This is a genomic window from Sorangium sp. So ce1504 (genome assembly GCF_051521635.1).
Taxonomy (GTDB): Bacteria; Myxococcota_A; Polyangia; order Polyangiales; family Polyangiaceae; genus Sorangium; species Sorangium cellulosum_B.
The window spans coordinates 1145975-1166454 of the sequence record NZ_CP150365.1 but is presented as its reverse complement, the minus strand read 5'-3'; the positions used below and the strand labels follow the sequence as shown (position 1 = coordinate 1166454).

The 20480-nt window shown below is 69.4% G+C and carries 17 protein-coding genes; 8 read left to right on the top strand and 9 right to left on the bottom strand.

Going from position 1 to position 20480, the window contains the following annotated elements; genetic code table 11:
* The first annotated feature begins 119 nt into the window (after positions 1–119).
* The 3 genes from WMF39_RS04405 to WMF39_RS04395 are packed head-to-tail and all read left to right on the top strand — an operon-like array spanning position 120 to position 2523.
* The gene (locus WMF39_RS04405) at positions 120–1646 is read left to right on the top strand and encodes a hypothetical protein (protein WP_437744296.1); all 1527 of its coding nucleotides are present in this window, start codon (positions 120–122) and stop codon (positions 1644–1646) included.
* Positions 1647–1663: 17 nt separating this feature from the next.
* Positions 1664–2119 carry a hypothetical protein gene (locus WMF39_RS04400; protein ID WP_437744295.1) on the top strand — a complete coding sequence of 152 codons (456 nt, stop codon included), beginning with the start codon at positions 1664–1666 and terminating at the stop codon, positions 2117–2119.
* A gap of 23 nt (positions 2120–2142) precedes the next feature.
* Positions 2143–2523: a hypothetical protein gene (locus WMF39_RS04395; protein WP_437744294.1), complete on the top strand. Its 381-nt coding sequence runs from the start codon at positions 2143–2145 to the stop codon at positions 2521–2523.
* A 31-nt stretch (positions 2524–2554) separates the two neighbouring features.
* Here the strand turns inward: WMF39_RS04395 and WMF39_RS04390 are convergent, their stop codons facing one another.
* Complete coding sequence (locus WMF39_RS04390; protein ID WP_437744293.1) at positions 2555–3064, bottom strand: chemotaxis protein CheX; 510 nt, start codon at positions 3062–3064, stop codon at positions 2555–2557.
* A 487-nt stretch (positions 3065–3551) separates the two neighbouring features.
* On the opposite strand from WMF39_RS04390, the gene WMF39_RS04385 reads away from it, so the two are divergent.
* Positions 3552–5723, top strand: coding sequence for an alkaline phosphatase D family protein (locus WMF39_RS04385; protein WP_437744292.1), 2172 nt, complete (start codon positions 3552–3554; stop codon positions 5721–5723).
* Between the two features lie 25 nt (positions 5724–5748).
* On the opposite strand, the gene WMF39_RS04380 is transcribed toward WMF39_RS04385, so the two are convergent.
* A complete protein-coding gene (locus WMF39_RS04380) occupies positions 5749–7125 on the bottom strand; it encodes a multicopper oxidase family protein (protein WP_437744291.1) in 1377 nt (458 codons plus the stop codon).
* Between the two features lie 205 nt (positions 7126–7330).
* Positions 7331–8872, bottom strand: coding sequence for a right-handed parallel beta-helix repeat-containing protein (locus WMF39_RS04375; RefSeq protein ID WP_437744290.1), 1542 nt, complete (start codon positions 8870–8872; stop codon positions 7331–7333).
* Between the two features lie 619 nt (positions 8873–9491).
* On the opposite strand from WMF39_RS04375, the gene WMF39_RS04370 reads away from it, so the two are divergent.
* Entirely contained in the window at positions 9492–11240 is a 1749-nt protein-coding gene (locus WMF39_RS04370; RefSeq protein ID WP_437744289.1) for a DUF1592 domain-containing protein, read from the top strand.
* 4 nt (positions 11241–11244) lie between these two features.
* Complete coding sequence (locus WMF39_RS04365; RefSeq protein WP_437744288.1) at positions 11245–12717, top strand: DUF1552 domain-containing protein; 1473 nt, start codon at positions 11245–11247, stop codon at positions 12715–12717.
* 18 nt (positions 12718–12735) lie between these two features.
* On the opposite strand, the gene WMF39_RS04360 is transcribed toward WMF39_RS04365, so the two are convergent.
* Positions 12736–14358, bottom strand: coding sequence for a GMC oxidoreductase (locus tag WMF39_RS04360; RefSeq protein WP_437744287.1), 1623 nt, complete (start codon positions 14356–14358; stop codon positions 12736–12738).
* Between the two features lie 356 nt (positions 14359–14714).
* Here WMF39_RS04360 and WMF39_RS04355 point away from each other — a divergent pair, with 356 nt between their 5' ends.
* Positions 14715–15083: a hypothetical protein gene (locus tag WMF39_RS04355; protein WP_437748161.1), complete on the top strand. Its 369-nt coding sequence runs from the start codon at positions 14715–14717 to the stop codon at positions 15081–15083.
* A 34-nt stretch (positions 15084–15117) separates the two neighbouring features.
* Positions 15118–15393: a hypothetical protein gene (locus WMF39_RS04350; RefSeq protein ID WP_437744286.1), complete on the top strand. Its 276-nt coding sequence runs from the start codon at positions 15118–15120 to the stop codon at positions 15391–15393.
* Positions 15394–16118: 725 nt separating this feature from the next.
* Here the strand turns inward: WMF39_RS04350 and WMF39_RS04345 are convergent.
* From WMF39_RS04345 to trmB, 5 genes are all read right to left on the bottom strand, one after another.
* Positions 16119–17813 carry a recombinase family protein gene (locus WMF39_RS04345; protein WP_437744285.1) on the bottom strand — a complete coding sequence of 565 codons (1695 nt, stop codon included), beginning with the start codon at positions 17811–17813 and terminating at the stop codon, positions 16119–16121.
* Positions 17810–17998: a hypothetical protein gene (locus tag WMF39_RS04340; RefSeq protein ID WP_437744284.1), complete on the bottom strand. Its 189-nt coding sequence runs from the start codon at positions 17996–17998 to the stop codon at positions 17810–17812. The genes WMF39_RS04345 and WMF39_RS04340 overlap by 4 nt, the downstream gene beginning before the upstream one ends.
* A 240-nt stretch (positions 17999–18238) precedes the next feature.
* Positions 18239–19006 carry an MXAN_6577-like cysteine-rich protein gene (locus WMF39_RS04335; RefSeq protein ID WP_437744283.1) on the bottom strand — a complete coding sequence of 256 codons (768 nt, stop codon included), beginning with the start codon at positions 19004–19006 and terminating at the stop codon, positions 18239–18241.
* A 489-nt stretch (positions 19007–19495) separates the two neighbouring features.
* Entirely contained in the window at positions 19496–19732 is a 237-nt protein-coding gene (locus tag WMF39_RS04330) for a hypothetical protein (RefSeq protein WP_437744282.1), read from the bottom strand.
* A gap of 57 nt (positions 19733–19789) precedes the next feature.
* Complete coding sequence (gene trmB / locus WMF39_RS04325) at positions 19790–20470, bottom strand: tRNA (guanine(46)-N(7))-methyltransferase TrmB (RefSeq protein ID WP_437744281.1); 681 nt, start codon at positions 20468–20470, stop codon at positions 19790–19792.
* Positions 20471–20480 lie beyond the last annotated feature (10 nt).

Sequence of the window (20480 nt, the reverse complement as noted above, 5' to 3'; positions counted from 1 at the left end):
GCTGGAGCCGCAACGAAGGCTCTGCGAACGGGGAGAAATCAATGATGATGGGTCGGAGTTCACTGCGGCGAGCGCGGACAGGTCGCCTCGCGCGCGCTTCGAGCGCAGCCATCGGAGCAGTGCTCTTCACGGCATCTCTCGCGCACGCGCAGAGCCCTGGCGCCGGCGTCGCCCCGGCGCCCGCCGCCACCGGAGCGCCCGCGCCCGCCACGACCGGGGCGCCCGCGCCCGCCGCCACCGGGGCGCCTGCCGCGACCGGAGCGGCCGCCGCGCCCGCCGCGCCCGCCGCCACCGGCGCGGCCGCGGCGACCCCCGCCGCCACCGGAGCGGCCGCCGCCGAGCCCGCCACCGGAAATGATGCGATGGCCGCGCGGCTCGCCGCTGCAGAGAAGCGATCGGCGGAGCTCGAGAAGCGCCTCGAGGCGCTCGAGGAGGCGCAGGCCGCGCCGGAGCAGGACGACAGCAAGGATCTCTTCCGGATCTACGGGTTCGTCGACGTCGGCGTCCAGCGCACATGGGTCCCGGAGAACTCGGGCCTCGCGGCCGCCCTCCCGCAGGCGAACGCCACGAACTTCGTCGTGGGGAACTTGAACCTCTACCTCGACGCGCAGCCGACCGATCACTTTCGCTTTCTCGGGGAGCTGCGGTTCACGACCGCTCCCGGCGGCTCCCCGGTCCCGGCGGACGCGGCGACGCTGCCGCCCGGCGTGGTGGGCCGGACGACCACGCAGCCGTACGGGACCTTCGACTCGACGGCGATCGCGCTCGGCTCGCCGACCACCTATGGGGGGCTCGTGTCGATCGAGCGCGCCCACATCGACTGGACGCGCTTCAACCTCTTCAAGGTGCGCGTCGGGCAGTTCTTCACCCCGATCGGCATCTACAACGTCGACCACGGGAGCCCGGTGCTCATCACCGCCGCCATCCCCTATTTCATTACATCCCGCCTGTTTCCCACGCGGCAGACCGGGATCATGATCTATGGCAGCACGTTCACGGGCCCGTGGGAGCTCGGGTACAACGCGTACGTGAGCAACGGGCGCAACGAGGACGCGCCGTTCGCCTTCGACGACAACCGCGGGTTCGGCGGCCGCCTGCACGCCAGCTATGAGGACCCGGGCAAGATGGCCTTGAAGCTCGGGGCGTCGTTCATCGCGAGCAGCTCCCGCGACTGGGTCGCCGATTACAAGGTCGGAGAGTTCAACCCCGACATCCATGCGACGTGGTCGTTCCAGGAGTACACCGGGGCCGGCGACGTCTCGCTCGACATCGGGACCACCCGCCTGCGCGCGGAGGCGGCGGTCGTCCGCGTGGTCTACGACGAAGGGAAGCGCCAGGGGGGATTCGGGGTCTACGCGCCGGACGCCTGGAAGACCTCCACGTACGCCGTGGCGGCGCACCGGCTCGATTTCCTGGACATGGAGCCGTTCGTCATCGGCGCCGCCCTGCACGCGCCGTTCTACGGGCACGACACCATGTTTCAGCTGGGCGGCGGCTTGAACTTCTACATCACCCCGGACGTCACACTCCGGACCCAGGTGCTGCGCACGATCATGACCGCCCTGCGCGATCAGCCCCCGGGGGTGCCGGAGATCGAGGACTTCCACACCACGAGCGCGCTCGCGCGTCTGATCCTGGCCTTCTGAGAGAGGTTCGACGCACTATGAAGCGTTACTCCCTGCTGCTCCTCCTGGCCCTGCTCGGCATGACCCCATCGGCCTCGTCCTTCGCGGTGGAGGACGAGATCGTCATCGTAGTCAACCAGACCAACCCCGCGCGGGCGGCGAGCCGCGACACACTCCGCCCGATCTTCCAGACGACGCGCACCGAGTGGTCCGGCAGGTCGATGATGCCGGTGAACCTCCCCGAGGACTCCGCGCTGCGGAAGCGCTTCGACATGGCGGTGCTGGGCCTCGATCCCGAGGGCGTCGCCCGCTACTGGATCGACAGGAAGATCCGCGGCGGCGAGCGGCCGCCGCGCAAGGTGGCGAGTCCGAGCGCCGTGCTCCGCGCCGTGGGCGAGGAGGCGGGCGGTATCGGCTACCTCCTTGCCAGCGACGTGAACCCCACCGTCAAGGTGATCGCGCGCATCCGCGACGGCCAGGTCTTGCCGCCGTGAGTCCGTGGAGAGAGGAACGAACGATGGTCATTCACCCGTCTCGCATCATGCCGCCCACCCGTCGCGGCGCCCTGGTCGTCGCCCTCGGCGCGATCTCCGCGGCGATGCTCGTGGGATGCTGGGATTCCGACCCCTGCGACCCGGGCCAGCAGGTCATCGGAAACGCGTGCTTCGCACCGTTCCCGCCGCCCGGCGCCACGAGCAGCGGCAGCGCCGTCGGCAGCGGCGGCAGCGACGCCACCAGCAGCGGCGCCACCGGCAGCGGCGGTAGCGACGCCACCGGCAGCGGCGGCGCCACCGGCAGCGGCGGCGCCACCGGCAGCGGCGGTAGCGGCGGCGGTGGCGCTGGCGGCGGCGCCACGGGCAGCGGCGGTGCCGGCGGTACCGGCGGCGGCAGCCCCTAGACTGCGCGGCGCGGGTGCCGCGCAAGAGGGCTCAGAACAGGATCACCTTGCCATCGAGCGGAAGCGGGGACGAGTTCGAGAACACCAGCGAGCTCTCGTCGAAGTCGCCGCCCAGCGTGACGACCACCTCGCCCTTCAACGTCCGGAAAGCATAGCAGAACTGCTGTTTGCTGCCCCGGTACCGCCGCGCCACGTCGCTCGCGCGGCGCAGCTGCGGCAGCTCGGCGTGAAGCGCTATCTGGAACCGCGCGAGGCGGCTCTTCACCTTTCCCATGAGCTGATTGACGACCTCACGCATCCAGTCGTCGACGCTGTCGAGCCCGGGCGGCAGCCCCGTCATCGCGCGAAACACGCCAGGGTGCGCCGACAAGGCCAGCAGGCCGGAGAAGCCGGGCGCAGAGAACTCGACCGTGCTCGCGGGATCGCTGTGAACGAGCGCCTCGTCGCGGCTCTCCCCGATGTCCGCAGGCGCTATGGCGACGCCGTAAAAGTGGAAGAGCTCCACGGTCGCGCCCTGAACGAGGACGTCGATGGTCCGCACCTTGCGCGACGAAGCAGACCTTGGAGCGGACGACGGCTCGCTGGACGGGCCGGAGCGCCCAGGCCCGGAGGATGGCTGCCCGGATCGGGGCGGGGGGAGCGAGTCGCGACGCTCGGCGCCGGGGCGGTCAGGGATGCTGTGCCCCGACCTCATGTCGGACTCACCCACCGGTGTCGTGCTCCGCCGCCGCATGACAAACGCTCAACTTAGCTCATCTATCCCTCGAGGACCAATGCGGTCCTCGGACAGGACGCACGAGCACGCGACGCCTTGTCTATCACGCCTGATCACGCCTGACCACACCTGACCACGCTTAGGCGCGCTTGACCCTGCACGTCAACGCTCGGCCACATGTGAGCACACACACTTTCCCCACTCACCGGACGCCGCGCTTTGCGCTTTACAGGCGTGGCCGGCAGCGCGCGAAGCGGCAGGGTCCACGAGGAGATTGACATCAGCGAAAGTTCCAGGATTCCCTGATCGCCCGATGCTGAAGCGCAGAGATTTCCTTCGAGCCACGCTCGTCACCGCCGGCGCGCTGGTCGTCCCGGCCTGCGGAGATGACCCCGAGACGATCAACCCGCTCGACGACGAGCGCGAGCTCGCGGACGGCTCCGAGTACTTCCCCCAGTCGGTCGCCTCCGGCGATCCGCGCCCCGGCAGCGCCGTCCTCTGGACCCGCGTGCAGGACGGCGCAGAGGATCTCGATCTCGAGGTCGAGGTCGCGACCGACGCCGGGTTCGCGCAGCGGGTGGCGCTCGACGCCGGACAGGCGAAGGTGAAGGCGCTCGCGAGGCACGATCACTGCGTGAAGGTGAAGGTCCGCGGCCTCGCGGCGGGCACGGTCTACTACTACCGCTTCATCTACGTGAAGGGCGGGACGAGCTACGCGTCTCGCGTGGGGCGCACCAAGACCGCCCCGGCCGAGGAGGCGGACGTCAAGGTCCGCTTCGCCTACGTGTCGTGCCAGGATTACGTGGGCCGGTACTACAACACCTACCTGGCGCTCGCCCAGGAGGAGCTCGATTTCTTCGTCCACCTCGGCGATTACATCTACGAGACGGACGGCGATCCGAGCTTCCAGAGCACGACCGGGCGCCGCGTCGTCTTCACCGACGTGGCCGGCAGCATCTCCCTCGGTGACGGCGACGGCGCCTACCACGCGGCGAGATCGCTCGATAACTACCGGGAGCTCTACAGGACATACCGCTCCGACGCGAACCTCCAGAAGGTCCACGAGAGCTTCCCGATGATCGCCACGTGGGACGACCACGAGTTCTCGAACGACTGCTTCGGCGCCACGGCCACCTATTTCGACGGCCGGCAGGACGAGACCGACGCGGACCGGCGCAAGGCCGCGAACCAGGCCTGGTTCGAGTACCAGCCCGTCGATTACGGCGACGACGTCGAGCTCGACCCGGACGCCTCGCTCCCGGACGAATTCCACATCTACCGCGACTTCGTGTTCGGCCGGCACGTCCACCTGGTGATGACCGATCTGCGCAGCTACCGGCCGGATCACCTCATCCCCGAGGACGCTTTCCCCGGCAGGGTCGCGCTCGATCAGCCGAAGCTCGTGGCCGAGCTCGGGGAGGTCCCCGCGGCCGCCCTGCCCTACGTGGACGTGGAGACCTACGGCGACGGCATCTATGCGCCGGTCCTCCTCGGGGCCGCGGAGGCCGTGGGCTACGACCCCGCCGAGGTGACGGGGAAGATCAGCGTCGCCTTCATCAACGAGATCGTCGCCGCGGCGAACGAGGACCTGCCGGCGGACATGCAGATCCCGCTCATCGACGCCGCGGAAGCGGGCCTGGAGCGAGGCATCGCCTACGTGGATTTCGGCAAGATCAACGCGTACGGCATGATCGGCAGCCGCTACTTCATGGCCAAGGACACCTTCGATATCTACGCTGCCATCCGCTACAAGGAGACGCAGGGCGCGAGCGAGGACATGATGGGCGCCGAGCAAGAGGCCTGGTTCCTCGACACCATGGAAGGCTCGAAGGCGACCTGGAAGGTCTGGGGCAACGAGTTCTGCCTCGTCCAGCTCGCCGTCGATCTCAGCCCCTATTCCCTCCCCGCCCAGTTCAAGCGCAGCTTCTACACGACCACCGACGCCTGGGACGGCTTCCGCAACAAGCGGGACGAGCTGCTCGAGAGGCTCGTCGGGCTGGGGGGCGTCGTGGCGATCACCGGCGATGTCCACGCCTTCTACGCTGGCACGCCCGGGCCGAGCGGCGATCCCACGAAGAAGATCGTCGAGTTCGTGGGCGGCGCCGTCTCCTCGGCGTCCTTCCGCGAGATCCTGACGAGCCAGGTCGCGAGCGATCCAACGCTGCGCGCGCTCCCCGGCGCCGCGGCGCTCGCCCTCAGCATCGACGCGCTGCTCACGTCGCCCGAGACGAAGATCAACCCGCACCTCGCCCACGCCAACAGCAGCGCCCACGGCTATGTGGTGGTCGAGGCGAGCGGGCAAGAGCTCGTCGCCGACATGCGGAGCATCAAGGCCACCGAAGCGCAGACCGACTACTCGGGGAGGATCGGCGACCTGAAGATCAGCAGCAAGCGCTTCCGCACCCTCCCCGGGGAGAGCGAGCTCTACCTGGACGACGACGGCGCCTGGAAGCGCTGGGATCCCACGACGCAAGCGTGGGTCTGACGCCCGGCAGCCCGCGACAGACCGTTCACGGCATCAGGTGGAGCATCGCCATCATCCCCAGATCCGCGTGGTCGAGGATGTGACAGTGGAACATCCACATGCCGGCCCGGTCGTCGAACGGGATGGCGATCCGCACGGCCTCTCCAGGCACGAGGTTGACGGTATCGCGCCATGCGCGCACGGGCGGCTCGGCGCCGTCGATGTCGAGCACCTGAAAGAAGAACCCGTGCAGGTGGAACGGGTGATCGTAGTTGGTGGTGTTCATCAGCGTCCAGATCTCGACCGTGTTCGTCTTTGCAGAGAACATGAGAGAGCCGTCCGTCTGGCCGTTGATCCCGAGCACCGCTCCGTCGGAATCGCCCTGCTCCATGAACTCCACCGCCTGTCGTTGCGCGCCCGTGGTGTCGATCGAGGCGATCTCGGCCAGACGCTCGGGGAGCGTCGGTGCGCCGCTCCCCGGAGGCTCGTCGGCCAGCTCGAGACGCATGAGGTCCTTGGGATCACCCTCGTTCGGCAGGTGGAATCGATTCGCGTCCAGGAGCGGGATCACCACCGGCTCGCCCTCGACGGGCAGCATGGTGAGCTCCGCGCGCTCCCCCGGGGCGAGCGTCACCTCGTCCACGGGTAGCGGGCTCTCCGAGAGGCCCCCGTCTCCGCCGATGAGCACGAGCGGCTGGCCCGGCACGGCGAAGCGGAAGTAGCGGCTGCGCGCGGCGTTGACCACCCGCCAGCGCTGCGGAACCCCCTCCCGCGCCGCGACCGTCGGCAGGATCTTCCCGTTGACCAGGACCGTCCCGCCCTCGCGCCCGAAGTAATCGCCGAACCATCCGCTCTCGTCCGCGGGGGTGAGCGAGCCGTCTTCCTCGACGCCGATGTCGCTCATCACGAGCAGCAGCTCGTCGCCGAGCGTCGCCTCCTCCGCGGCATCCTCGACCACGAACGCGCCGTAGAGGCCCGCACCGACCTGGGCGCTCGAGCGAAGGTGGGGGTGGTACCAGAACGTGCCGGCGTCCGGCACGGTGAAGGAGTACTCGAAGCCCTCGCCCGGCTCGATGGGCTTCTGCACGTGCTGCGTCCCATCCATGGCCGCCGGCACGCGCAGACCATGCCAGTGGACCGTCGTCGCCTCGGGAAGGTGGTTCTCGAGCTTCACCACAACGCGGTCGCCCTTCTTCGCGCGGATCGTCGGACCGGGGAGCATCCCGTTGTAGGTCCAGACCTCGGTCGTGAGCCCCGGGACCACCTCGATCGCGGCCACCCTGGCCTCGAGGTGCACCTCGACCACGTCGGGCGCGGGGTCGTGATCCTCGGCATCCGGCAGCCGCAGCGCGTCGTCCCAGCCCGCCGGCTGCCGGAGATCCGGCGGCGCCTCTTCCGCGCCGCACCCCGCGAGCAGGGTCATGAGCGATAGGAGTACCGCAATCTCTCCGGCAAAACGTGCCGAGGACACGCACCCTTTGCGCCATGCACGGGGCAAGGCGCATCCGATCCAGCGCATGCGCCGCCCTCTGCAAGGCGCGATCCCTCACGGGCGAGCCGACCTGGGTTGTGTGGGGTGACCCCGCGGGCCGTGGAGTGAGCCTCGCCGCGGGACTGCACGGCGCGGGCTACCGCCCGAACGCGCCGATCGTGAGGGTCGCGCCGTCGTTGCGCGCCTTGGCCTGCTGGTGCGGCGTGTACTGGTGCTCGACCGGCGGGAGGCCGTCGAGCGAGGCGCCAGCGCCGATGAGCGGCGCGCTCGCAGCCGGCATGAAGTCGTGGTCTGCCGCCGACGCGAACGCCGGATCGACGCCGAAGATCGAGTCGTCCAGGCCGTCCACCTGCCCGATCACCTTCACCACCTCCCGGACGGGATCGAACGGCAGCCACCCGTTCGTCACCCAGTTCCCGGACAGGGTGAGGGCCCCGGCGGCCACGCCGTCGCGGTCCCCGAGGAAGGTGACCGCGCGGAGCTCGGTCGGCTCCAGGCTGCTGGCGAACACGTTGTTGCGGGCGTCGATCTGCTCGTCGTTGGTCGAGGCCTCGAACATCGCCGAGCGATCGTAGTCCTCGTAGTTGTCGTTCTTGACGAAGACGGTGTTGGAGAAGAAGTGGAGCGTGCCCTTCCTGTAGTACTCGGTCTCCCCGCTGTCCCCGCCGTAGTGGATCATGGACGCTCCGTAGCCGTTGCGCAGGAGCACGTTGCCGTAAATGAACGTCTCGTGGAACGACGGCAACGCGACCGAGTCGGTCGCCTCCTGCGCGTCGACGAGGTCGATCAGGTGGGCGCCGTCCTCGATCCAGTTGTACCGGATTACGACGCCGGCCGAGCGCTCCTTGATGTTGTTGCCGTTCCCGCCGCGCGTGGGGCCGAAGCGGTTGAACTGGTAGATGACGTTCGAGGCCTCGTTGTAGACGTTGTGCTCGTTGTAATCCTCGAGGCTTCCATTGTCGTGGATGTAGTTCGACTCGATGAGCACGTTCGTGGTCAGGATATCCCCGCCGGCCGTGCCGATGAAGAGGCCATTGGCGTTCTCGTGCACCTCGCAGGCGCGGATGGTCACGTGATCGCCGCGCTCCACGAAGATGCCGGCCGCGGGGTCCGAGTAGGCCGCTTCCGAGCCCGACTTGTCGGTGAAGCGGTGGGGGCGCGACGCGTTCTTGATCTCGAGGCCCTCGATCGTGATGTGGGTGGGCTCGAGCTCCCACGGGTCGTCGTGCTTGTGCCCGACGATGATGAGCCCCCTCACCTGGTGGCCGTCGAAGGGGAAATCGAGCTCGGGCCGGGTGGTCGCGTCCTGACCGTCGATCACCGGCAGCTCGCCGTTCGGCCCCGGGACGCCACAGAGCCGGATCGGCTGCTCGGCCGTCCCCTGGCCCCCGAGCATGATCTTCTCGTGGTACGCCTCGGCACGCCAGAAGATGCGCACCGTGTCGCCGGCGACGAGCGATTCAAGCGGGACGTCGCCGATCGCCTCGAATTCCTTGCCAGGGCCGACCTGGTAATCCTTGCCGCTTCCGACATGGCTGCAATCGACGTGAATCGGCGGAATGTTCACGACGGGCGGAGGGAGCGGCGCCGGACCGCCGTCGCCATACGTCGTTCCGCCAAGCTCGCCGGTGCACCCGGCGGCGAGGAGCAATCCGGTCACGCAAGCTCGAACCCTCACAGAATTCTCCACCATATGGGCCATAAAAGCTCCATTGTAATTTTACACATCGCGAGGCCTTCTCGCCTCGGTGAGGCAAGATGACACGCCGATCCACTTTGTCATGCGACCAGACATTGCTGTGGTCGCATCTTCCGCCCCCAAGGTAGCAGGATGTACTCCAGACTCGCGCCGGATGTCGCTTTCGCGAGAGGCTTGCTAACGGGTCGTTCGTTACATCGAACCATCTTCCTTACATCGAACCATCGATGATAACGGCGCTCCTGTGAGAAGAAGTTGAGCCGCCAGGGACGCCAAGAAGGGATTTTTCTCGCGCCTCTGAGGGTTTTTGGGGTCCTGTCGGCTCTCTTCAATCAACGGCCCCTCGCGTCATTCGAGACGATGACGTAGGCTATGCACAGGGTGCATGAGCTCCATGCGGCCTGTGAGCTGGATCCCGCCGATGAGTCAGTCGATTATCCACGATGGATAGAAGCCCCGGTTCGACGATCGCTCGATGCCGATCCCCGGCGGACGGCGAACACGCAGCACAGCGTGGCTCGATAATTCCCGGGAGAATCGAGCTGAGGCCCCTGCGATCCAGCCCGCTGTGTTCAGCGACCGCGCGAGGACTGAAGCCATGAAGCGAATGAAGCCCGACGGCGTGAACCCCCTCGACGTTCTCGATAGATTCACCGCGCCAGGGCGGCGCGCGACGGCGCTCGCCGGCGCGGTTGTCCTCGCGGCGTCCCACCTGCTCTCGGGCTGCGTCGGCGACCTCGGAGGCGACCGCGGCGGGTCGCCGAGCGCGAGCGGGCTGGTCGACGTCGCTCCAGCGGGGATGCGCCGGATGACACCGGAGCAGCTCACGAGCTCGATGCGCGACCTGTTCGGCGATCCGGGGCTCGAGCTCGACCTCGACCCGGACGCGGGAGAGGTCGCCTCGCTCCTCGCCGTCGACAAGCTCAATGCCGCGGCGGAGGCGATCGTCGCGCGGCGCGCGTCGTGGGGGACACCGGTGTTCCCGTGCGACACGAGCGGCGCGGACGACGAGGCGTGCGTGGACAGCTTCGTGCGGACGTTCGGGCGCCGCGCCTTCCGGCGCACGCTCGACGAGGCCGAGGTCGCGATGCTCAAGGGCCAGTACGCCCGGGCGCGGAAGGAGCAGTCGTTCGAGGACGCCCTCCTCGTCGTGCTCGAGACCATGATCCAGTCGCCCAACGTCTATTACTTCGTCGAGCTCGGCCGCGACGGGGACGGGAGCGAGCCGCTCGCCTCCGGCGTCCGTCCGCTCACGGGCTGGGAGCGGGCGTCGCGCCTGTCGTATTTCCTCTGGAACACGACGCCGGACGACGCGCTGCTCGACGCCGCGGAGTCCGGCGCGCTCGACACGGCGGAGGGCGTGCGCGCGCAGGCGGAGCGGCTCCTCTCGAACGACCGCGCCCGCGCCACGGCGAGGCGCTTCTTCGCCGATTGGCTGGAGCTCGACGGCACGAACAAGCACGCCTCGCTCGAGAGCGCGCCGAAGAGCCCCGAGATCTATCCCGAGGATTCACCCGCGCTGCGCGCTGCCATGCGCACCGAGCTCGAGGCCCTCGCGGAGCGCGTGCTCTTCGAGGGGGACGGCAGGTTCGAGACGTTGCTCACGACGACGGACGCCTACGTGAACGGGCCCCTCGCCGCGCTCTACGGGGTGGAGGGCCCCGCCGACGAGCGCACGTTCTCGTGGGTCTCCCTCCCCCGCGATCAGCGCGCGGGGATCTTCACGCGGGCGGCCTTCCTGAGCGTGTTCGGCAGCATCGAGGTCAAATCGCCGATCCGCCGCGGCGCGTACATCCTGGAGCAGGTGCTCTGCCGCCCCCTCGGCCCGCCGCCCCCCAACGCGAGCGACGTGCCGGTCAAGGGCGGAGCCGTCGAGGAGAACGGCGAGGTGGTGCACAGGACGATCCGCCAGGACGTCGAGGCCAAGACGTCGAGCGGCGCCTGCGCGAGCTGCCACAGGCTCATCAACCCGATCGGCTTCGCGTTCGAGCATTATGACGCGCTCGGGAGGTGGCAGTCGCAGGAGGCGGGCGGGGACGCGCACGCACCCTACCTGCTCGACATCGACGCACGCGGCAGCCTCCCTGCGCTCCCTCCGGACGAAGAGGGCGTGGAGGTCGACGGCGGCGTCGGGATGTCGGCGGCCCTCGCGGCGAGCCCCGCGGCGCGCGCCTGCCTCACGAAGCGCTTCTTCCAGACGGCGCTCCGGCGCGTCCCGATCGACCAGGATCTCGCGTCGATCGAGGCGGCCACGCCGACGCCCGAGAGCGGCGGCAGCGTGCGTGATCTCATCGTCTCCCTCACGACCAGCAACGCCTTCTTGCACCTGCGCCAGATCGAGGAGTGAACCCATGAGCCGCGCCGCTTTCAGCCGAAGGAATTTCCTCCGCACCGCGACCGGTCTGTGCATCGCCCTGCCGCTGCTCGAGGCAACCCATGGAGACGTCTGGGCCGCGAACGGCAGGGCCAGGCGGTTCATCGTGTTCTTCAGCCACGGCGGCACGATCACGTCTCGCCACTCCTCCGGGGAGAAGGGGGATCCCTGGAAGCCGGGCGCCTGGAGCATGCTCGACCTCTGGGCGCCCGGCGGCGAGGGGTCGGCGCTCGAGGTCCTCGGCGAAGAGATGGCTCCGCTCGAGGCCCACAAGGGCGACCTCACCCTGCTCCGCGGCGTCGACGACGCCGCCGGGATGCTCCAGGGAGACTACGGCGGGCACCACGGCTGCTCCAACGCGACCGTGCTCACCTGCGCCGATACGACCTCGGGAGGCGACGACGCCAGGGCGCTCGGCCCATCGATCGATCAGGTGATCGCGCAGCGGCTCGCCGGCGAGAGCCCGGCGCCGTTCTCGTCGATCGATCTCATGGTCGACGGACACAACTACGGAGAGCCGCTGTACAACGCGGCGGGCGAGCAGGTGTCCAGCGAGAAGGACCCGACGAGCGCCTTCGACCGGCTCTTCCAGGACGTCACGGAGACCGGGGCGGGTCCGACGCCCGAACAGCTCCGGCTCCGCGCCCACCGGAAGAGCGTCCTCGACGGCGTGAGCGAGCACCTCGCTGCCCTGAAGGGGCGCGTGAGCGCGGCCGACAGGCACCTGCTCGACGCGCACGCCGAGCACATCCGGAGCCTGGAGAAGAAGCTCGAGGGCATCTCCAACCTGGCGGCCTGCACGAAGCCGGATGTCAGCGGAGCGCCCGTGTACCAGGGATACGGATCCTACACGGGAGGGGGAATCGAGGAGGCCGCTCCCCTGCTGGTCGACGTCCTCCTGCATGCGTTCCGGTGCGGTCTCACGCAGGTGGCCACCTTCCAGGTGGCCGACGTCCTGACGAGCTGGCTGCCCCAACCTTACAGCACCGACCTCGGCCACAGCCTCGGCCACGCCGCCCTCGACGTCGGCCCGAGCGGCGCGGAGCCCGACAGGCTCGAGGACTGGCGCGCGACCATCCTCGCGAACCGCAACTGGCGTATGGAGCTCTTCGCACGCCTGCTCGACGGGCTGAAGAGCACCCCCGAGGGCGACGGCACGATGCTCGACAACAGCGTCGTGCTCTTCACGAGCGAGTTCGGGTGCGGCGGCGGGCACTCGCCCCGCGATATCCCCGTCCTGCTCGCCGGCAAGGCAGGCGGCAGGTGGCCGGGCGGCCGCCACGTCAACTACAACAAGCGCGCGGGCGGGGATCCCACCCAGTCCGACTACGAGACCGACGTCTCGATGCACAACGTCTACACATCGATCCTGCGCGCCTTCGGCTACGAAGACGAGCACTTCGGAAACGACACGGCGTACAGGAAGGGCCCGCTCGCGGAGCTGCCGTGAGAGACGTGCGAGGCGCCTTCAGCGCGCCCCGCTGCTGGGAAGCACCGCGGCCCCGGAGAAGGCGGGGTTGTCGCGCCTCGGGGGCAGCTTGCTCATCGCCCGCTCCGCCATGGCCGTGATGGTGAGCGACGGGTTCACGCCCAGGTTCGACGGCACCATCGAGCCGTCGACCACATAGAGGGCCTCGTGGCCGAACACCTGGTTGCGCTCATCGATCACCCCGCGCTCGGGGCTCTCGGCGATCGCGCAGCCGCCGAGGATATGCGCCGTGGTCGGCACGTTGAGCACCGCTTCGTTGATGGCGTTGCGCGGGGTGCCATCCATCAGCACGGCCAGCCGCTTGCCGACCTCGTTGGCGACGGGGATGTACGCCGGCGGCTTCGGCTGGTCGGGCGGCCTGCGGGTGGTCATGCCGCCGCGTTTCCAGACGAGCTGCATGTAATTGTCCAGCGTCTGCATCACGAGGAGGATCGTGGAGCGCCTGGCGAATTTGAACGGCAGGAGCCCCGAGATCAGGTCGATGGGGTGGAGCAGCCGCCGCCCCAGCCAGCGCAGCCAGCGCGGCAGGCCTGGCGCGTCGTCGGTGAGCACCGTGCCCAGCGCGCCCATCACGTCCGAGCCGGCGGGGTAACGCACCGGCTCGATGTGCGTGCGCGCGTCGGGGTAGATGCCGCTCGTGATCGCGATGCCGCGGGAGTAATCGACCCGATCGTCGCTGGCCGTCACCCCGAGGATGACCTCGCTGTTGGTGCGCACGTAATGGCCGAGCTGCGGGGAGAGATGGGGTAACCGGCCCTCGGCCCTCGCCTTCAGCAGGAGCTTCACCGTGCCGAGCACGCCGGCGCTGAGCACCACACCGCGCGCCCGGAGCGCGCGGCGGCGCTTCCTGAGCAGCGCGGTCGAGCGCTCCAGGGTGAGCTCGTAGCCGCCGCCCGGGAGCGCGTCGATGGCGGTGACCATCGTCTCGGGCTGGATGGTGCAGCCCTTCTTCTCGGCCAGATAAAGGTAGTTGAGGTCGAGCGTGTTCTTGGCGCCGAAGCGGCAGCCCACCATGCATCCGCCGCAGTGGACGCACGTGGCGCGGTCGGGCCCCTCGCCGGCGAAGAACGGGTCTGGCACGCGCTGCCCTTCCTGCTCGCCCTCCCTCGCGAAGAGGACGCCCACGCTGGCGACGTGGAACGTGTCCCCTCGGCCCATCTCGTCGGCGATCTGCCGGAGCTGCCGGTCGGCCGGCCAGAGCTTCGGGTTCGCGGTCACGCCGAGCATGCGCTTCGCGAGCTCGTAGAAGGGCATCAGCTCGTCGCGCCAGCTGGTGCCGGCCGGCCAGCCTGGGCTGGTGAAGGCCTCGGGCGGGGGCACCAGCAAGGTGTTGGCATAGACCAGAGAGCCGCCGCCCACGCCCGCGCCCGAGAGGATGAGCGTGTCCCTGAGCAGCGTCAGCCGCTGGATGCCGTGACAGAGCAGCCTGGGCGCCCAGAGGAACTTCCGTACATTCCAGTTGGTCTTCGGGAAATCCTCCTTGCGCCAGCGCTTGCCGCACTCGAGCACGGTGACGCTGTAGCCCTTCTCGGTGAGGCGCAGCGCGGAGACGCTGCCGCCGAAGCCCGAACCCACGATGGCGAAGTCGACGTCGAAATCCATGCCACCCGCTTCTCGGGGCGGAGTATGGCCCAGCCGGTCTCCAGAGCCCACCGGCGGACGCGGCTCGGCGTCGCGCCTCGCGCCTCGCGCCTCGCTGACGGCGCGCCCGCGCTCCGACGGCGCCGCCGCCGCGAGCGACGCGCGCCGTCCTGGCGAGGCGCACGCCTCCGCGGGGATCTCGGCGGCCGGAGGACGCTCTCGACGTCCGCGCTGCGCCCAGGTCAGCGCGGGTGCTGGTCGGCTGCTCGCTGCGCAGCAGCGTCGCGCGGCGGCGCCCGGCGCAACACCTCCACCCGTGGCTTCCACCGCTGGTACGCCCCGTGCGTAGCGCCACCGCGGACGAGGAGACGCGAACCATGGGCCATCCGACCATTTACCCCACCGGGGTCACCCTCTATGACCCGGACCGGAGCTGGAACGGCTATACGATCTTCCAGGCTGCAGGGCTCGGCGCGCTGCTCATCGACATCAGCCCTTACTGGCGCAAACCGCCGCTCAGCCTCAACCTGGTGTACCGGGCCTACCGGGCGCCGTACGCCTGGGTGCCCCAGCTCCCGGCGCCGCGGCAGGCGCCGGTGCCGAGGCTCGACGTCACGACGTTCCGCGTCCCGGGCGCGGCGCCCCTCGGCCGGGACCGGGTGGTGGAGCTCCGCGGCGCCCAGGGCTACGCCGCCGAGGCGGATTTTTGCGTCGCGCCCACGGAGGGGAGCGAGGCGCAGAGATGATCGGCGTCAGGCGGACCTGCGCGCGGGCGCCCACGTGCTCGGCGCGCTCCCGTGCGCCTCGCGGCGCAGCGAGCTGGCCTCGTCGGTCGCTGCGCGGAGCGAGGAGCGCGCGCTGCTGGTGACCGGCGGGACGCTCGCGGGGGCGTGGGAGGCGCTGCGCGTGGCGGCCGAGCCCGGAGGCGAGGAGGCGTCGGCGGCCCTTCTGTGGTGGGGTGCGTGGTGGCCTGCTCCCGCCGAGCGCGCGGTCGCCCGCGGCACCGGCGCGGAGCCGAAGCGCCGCGACTCGGCCCCGGTGCGCCGGGAGGGGTGAGCGCCCGGCTCCGTGCCCTCCAGCGGCTGCGCGCCATCCGGAGGCGCGGCGTCCCCCCACCCGTCGTCCCAGGCCTCGATCCTCGCATCCGCCAGCTGGCGCGCGACCACCTCGAAGAGACGATCGAACGCGGAGCGCTGGGTCTGATCGCGGGCCGTGCGGTCCCGCTCCCCCGCAGGATGGGGGAGGAGAAGGATTGAAGCTATCCGGAAGTGAAGGCCAAAGGCGAGCACGACCTCGGATGCCCCAGCCGATCCTCGGCGGGCCGCCCCTCCTCTCGGAAATTCCCCCGCGCCCGAGCACGCCGCAGGGGCTGCCGCAGCGACAGCGGCGACCCTCGCAAGAAATAAGGATTCCCGCCTCATACCCGTACGTACCCCGAGCGTTCTCGTTCGGCTCAACGAAAACGCCGCGGCAACCCCGGCGGAAGTTTCTTGTCAGGAGCTCTTCCTTTGTGGCGGCGAGGCGGTCCGCGGGAGAAGAGGGGGCGCAGCACGACGATGACATTCCGTGTCTGCCGGAGGTCGTGGACGGCGCAGCCGACGGTACGCGGCTCGTTGAGGCTCATCACACCTCCGATGGATCGACGAACGCCGGAACGGCCCCCTCTTCCGTGTCCTCGACCTCCTGGTTCCGTCCGCCAGAGGTCCGGCCAGGGATCCGGCGAGAGATTTCAACGCAAAGTCGCAAAGACGCAAAGCCGCAGGAGAAAAATGCAGACTATGTCATTCTTGCGCCTTTGCGCTCTTGGCGTCTTGGCGCCACGGACTCAATCGACAACCCGGGGACCCGGCCGATGAGCTGGACGGCGCGCTCGGATCCACGTGGCCGCCGCCCGGACGTCCGCCAGACGAGGGCAACCGGTACACGACCGTCGCCTGCTCCTCGTCGATCTCCACCCGTGCCACCAGGGTTCGGATCAACTGACGGCGCCCCTGCCAATCGAGGTGCTCCAGACCCCGCCCAACGCGCTCGGCGAAGTCTTGCAGCCGCGTGACCACGGCGCTCAGGACCGCGTTCTGGGAGAGCCTGTCCTCGGCTTCCTTGACGGCCTGCTCTGCCCTTCGGATCTGTTCGCGTAGGCGCTCGGCGCGCGGCAGCAGCTCCTCCAAGCAGATCGCGCCTGCCTCGTAGGCATCCAGCAGCCGTTTGAGGCTGCGCTGGTGGTGGACGACCCATCGCTCGGCTTGAGCGCGCTCGAGCTGCGCATCAGCCGCAGCGCCATCGGCGGCACTGCGGCGCAGCCACTCCTCTTCGAGTCGTTCGGGCTCTTGCAGCACCTGCCGCACCGAATCCCAGACCTGCGCGTCCAGCATCTCGGCGCGTACCGAGGGGTTGTTGCAAGCACGGGCAGTTCCGTGGCGCACCGCTTGCACACTGGTGCAGGTATCGTAGCGGTAGATGACGGAGCTCGACGGCTTCGAGGCCGACCGGCCGCAGAAGGCGTAACCACAGCGCGCGCAGACAACGAGGCCCTGCAGCAAGTAGCGTTGCCCTCGCGCGTGCCGCTGCGACAGCTGCTTGTTGCGCATCATCTGCTCGCCCGCGGCGGTAAAGACCTCGGCCGACACGATCGGCGGCACCGGGATCGAGATCCACTGGTCGGCCGGTCTTCGCCGATGTGTCCTTGCACCGCCGCGCGCTATCCGGGGCTTGCTCCGGCGAGGCCGGAGCGGCCGCGACTCAACCGACTCGCGCTTGCCGTAGGCCGCTTGCCCCATGTAGGCCGGATTGCGGAGCAGCTCGTGCAACCTTGACCCTCTCCAACAGCCACCCCTGGGCGTCGGGATCTGCTGCGTGTTGAGCCTGCGCGCGATCGTCCGCAGAGGCGTCTGCTGGTGCACGAAGGCGTCGAAGATGGCGCGCACGACGTTCGCCTCCGACCGCACGATCTCGTAGTGCGCCGGCTCGGCGTCCGAGCGACGCACGTAGCGGTAGCCGTACGGAGCGGTCGACAGCGGATTGACCATCCCTTGTCTGGCCCGGTGCAGCTTCCCGCGACGGCATCGCTCCGCGAGCCGCGCTCGCTCGTACTCGGCGAGCATCCCCTGAACCTGAACCAGCAGCTGGTCCTCCGCGTTTACCCCGGACGCGCCTTGCAGAAACACGATCGAGACGCCGCGCGCGGAGAACTCTTCGAGCAGCAGCACCTGGTAGGCGTAGCGTCGCGCAAGTCGGTCGGGGCTGTGGACGTACAGCACATCGACCACCCCCTCGGCGATGCGGTCGCGAAGCCGCTCCAGCGCCGGCCTGATCAGCGTTGCGCCGCTGCACCCATCGTCGACGTGCACGTCTGCCGGCAAGACGTGATGGCCGTCGGCCAAGGCTCGCTCCTTCAGCGCCGCCACCTGGCTGTCGACGGTGGCCTGCCTGGTCTGCCGATCCGACGAAACACGCGCGTACAGCGCGACCTTCTTCATGCAGCCTTCCCTCCCTTGCCACGCGATCGAGGCACCTCGGTCGGCTGTCGCCGCGCCAGCGCGTCGACCTCCGAACGCACCTCGCGCCGGGTCGGCGGCACCACGATGGCGTAGGCCAGCTTCAGCTGCTCCGCCGACCGGTGCGTGGGCTCAAAGGTGACCTCGATGCGTCTGCTGCGCCGCATGCCGCGCGGCCTAGCAGGCGCGCCACGCGCAGAAGCCAGGCGACGTGATGCGTCCCGGCTCAGCCACCGCCCCCTGCCTCAGCCGCCAGGCTTCCGAGCTCGGCAAGCGCGTGGCGACCTACAGGACGAGCGGGCGACCGAAACCCGCCACTGGAATTTGTCGATTGAGTCCGTGCCGTCTTTGCGTCAAATTCTCGCTTCGTTCGCGAGACAGATCCCTGGGATTTCTGACACGCGGAACTAGCGACAGATACCCGTGACGCAGTTCTGTCCGTCGGTGCAAGCGGTGCCGCACGCTCCGCAGTTGCTCTCATCGTTGCTGAGATTCACACATCGGTTACCGCAGTACGCCAGCCCCGCATTGCACGTGCACTCGCCAGCGGTGCAGAACGAGCCGCCGCCGCATGTGTTGCCGCACGCCCCGCAGTTGAACTGATCGAGGTTCGTGTTGACGCAAAGCGGATCGCAGTAGGTCTGCCCCGCCAGCGGGCATGTGCAGGCGCCGGCCTGGCAGGTCGAGCCCGCTTTGCAGGTGGTGCCGCAAGCCCCACAGTTCATGCTGTCTGTCTGTGTATCCACGCACAAAGGGTCACAGAACGTCTGGGTCGGGGGACACGGAGGTTCGCTGACCCCACCCTGTCCCCCCGAGCCGTCGAGGCCGCCTTGTCCCCCCGCGCCGCCGGTGCCACCCGCGCCGCCGTCACCGCTCCCGCCTTGCCCTCCGGCCCCCCCGAGCCCGCCCGCGCCGCCGGTGCCCCCCGCGCCGCCATCACCGCTCCCGCCTTGCCCTCCAGCGCCGCCGAGCCCGCCCGTGCCCCCCTGCACGTCTCCACCGCTCCCCCCGTCCCCGCCAGTAGCGCTACCCGTGCTCGTGGTGGTGGAGCCTGACGTGGCGCTCGTCTCCTCCTGGGTGCTCTCGCCGCCGCTACATCCGACCATCGGTACCGAACAGACGCCCACGCCCGCCAGCCAACCCAAGATCCACATGTTCACGCGCGCTCGATGCATGTCGTCCTCCAGATGTAAGAGGTAAGTGGAGTCGTGCCAACATCATGACTTGCTCTGGACAGCTTCGACGACTCCCATGGACCGCTGTCGCTGCGGACGGCGCGTGCGGCTCAGCTTTTTCTCATCTCGGTTCCGAAAGAACGACTGCCTCTGTTCGGGGCACCACAGAGAGCCCAGAACGAGCCCTTCACCCGAAGCCTCGCGTCCCCCATCACAGGGGCGCCCGCATCGCTGCAGGACACATGAGCCTCAACACCGGCCGACCGGCCCCGTCCTTCGCAAGGCGTGGAGGCGCTCAGCTCCCACTCTCGCGACGCCACGACGGTATCGGTCCACGACCAGGGTCGGCGACGCACATGCGGCGATGGGCGCTGCGCCTAGCGCAGGCTTGGCTCCCTCTCCCGATTCGACAGCACCGTGGCGGCCACCGTGCGTGCGCGGGCGGAGTTCTTCAGAGCCCGAGCATCGCCCGCTAAGCAGCGGACGGCGCTAATCCTCCTCGTCACTCTCCATCTCGGTGTTCGGCGTCGGCCGAGAGACATCGTCTTCCTGCCGCAGCCCCGAATACACAATGAAGGATCCCGCGACCGGCAATAGCCATATCAGCGCGCTTTGCAGGAGCTTCTGGTCGCGCGAGTACAGCTCGCTCCGCCACAGGCGCACGGTAATGAACGCCTGAGCGAGGATCGCCGCGGCGACTGTTATCCACGCAAGGATCACACGCATGACCTACAGCGTAGCCGCCATCCGCCTCACGTGCCCCGTCGAGCGCGTCCAGCGGGCTCAGACGGCGTCTCGGCCGGGATCCAGCGGCGCGCCGCCGGCCGCGCGCGGCCGCCTCCGATAGAGCAGCCGGCTCACCGGCAGCCCGTCGGCGATCGCGTGGTGCTCGCGGGGGCTCCTCGCGCCGTAGGGGTTCTCGGCGAGGTGCGGCGAGCCGGGCGCGTCGCCCGCCGGCTCGAACGCGGGGTGCGCGCCGATCTGCTCGGCGTAGAGCACGCCGCGCTCCTCGACGTCGGTCTGCACGAAGAGCTCGCCGCCGTCCACGAGCAGGCGCGCGAGGCTGTCGAGCAGCGCCGGGCCCATCACGAGGCGCTTCTCGTGGCGCTTCTTCCACCACGGATCCGGGAAGTGCAGGAAAAACCGCGCGATCGACGCGTCGGGGCGGAGCCGCGCGAGCGCCTCGCGCGCGTCGGCGTTGAGCGCCCGCACGCGGCCGCCGAGGCCGCCCTTCCTCAGGCGCCCATCGACGAGCGCCGCCCACTTCAGGCGGATCTCCAGCCCGAGCAGCCGCGCCTCGGGGCTCGCCGCCGCGCGCTCGAACAGGAAGCCGCCGCGGCCGGGGCCGATCTCGATCTCGACGGGGCCGGCGCCCGGGATCAAGGCGTCGATGGAGACGTCGTCGCCGTCAGGGAAGCGAGGCGCGTCGGCGTAGGGGTGGTTCGGGCGCGGCTGGAAGACCATGGAGCCCCGG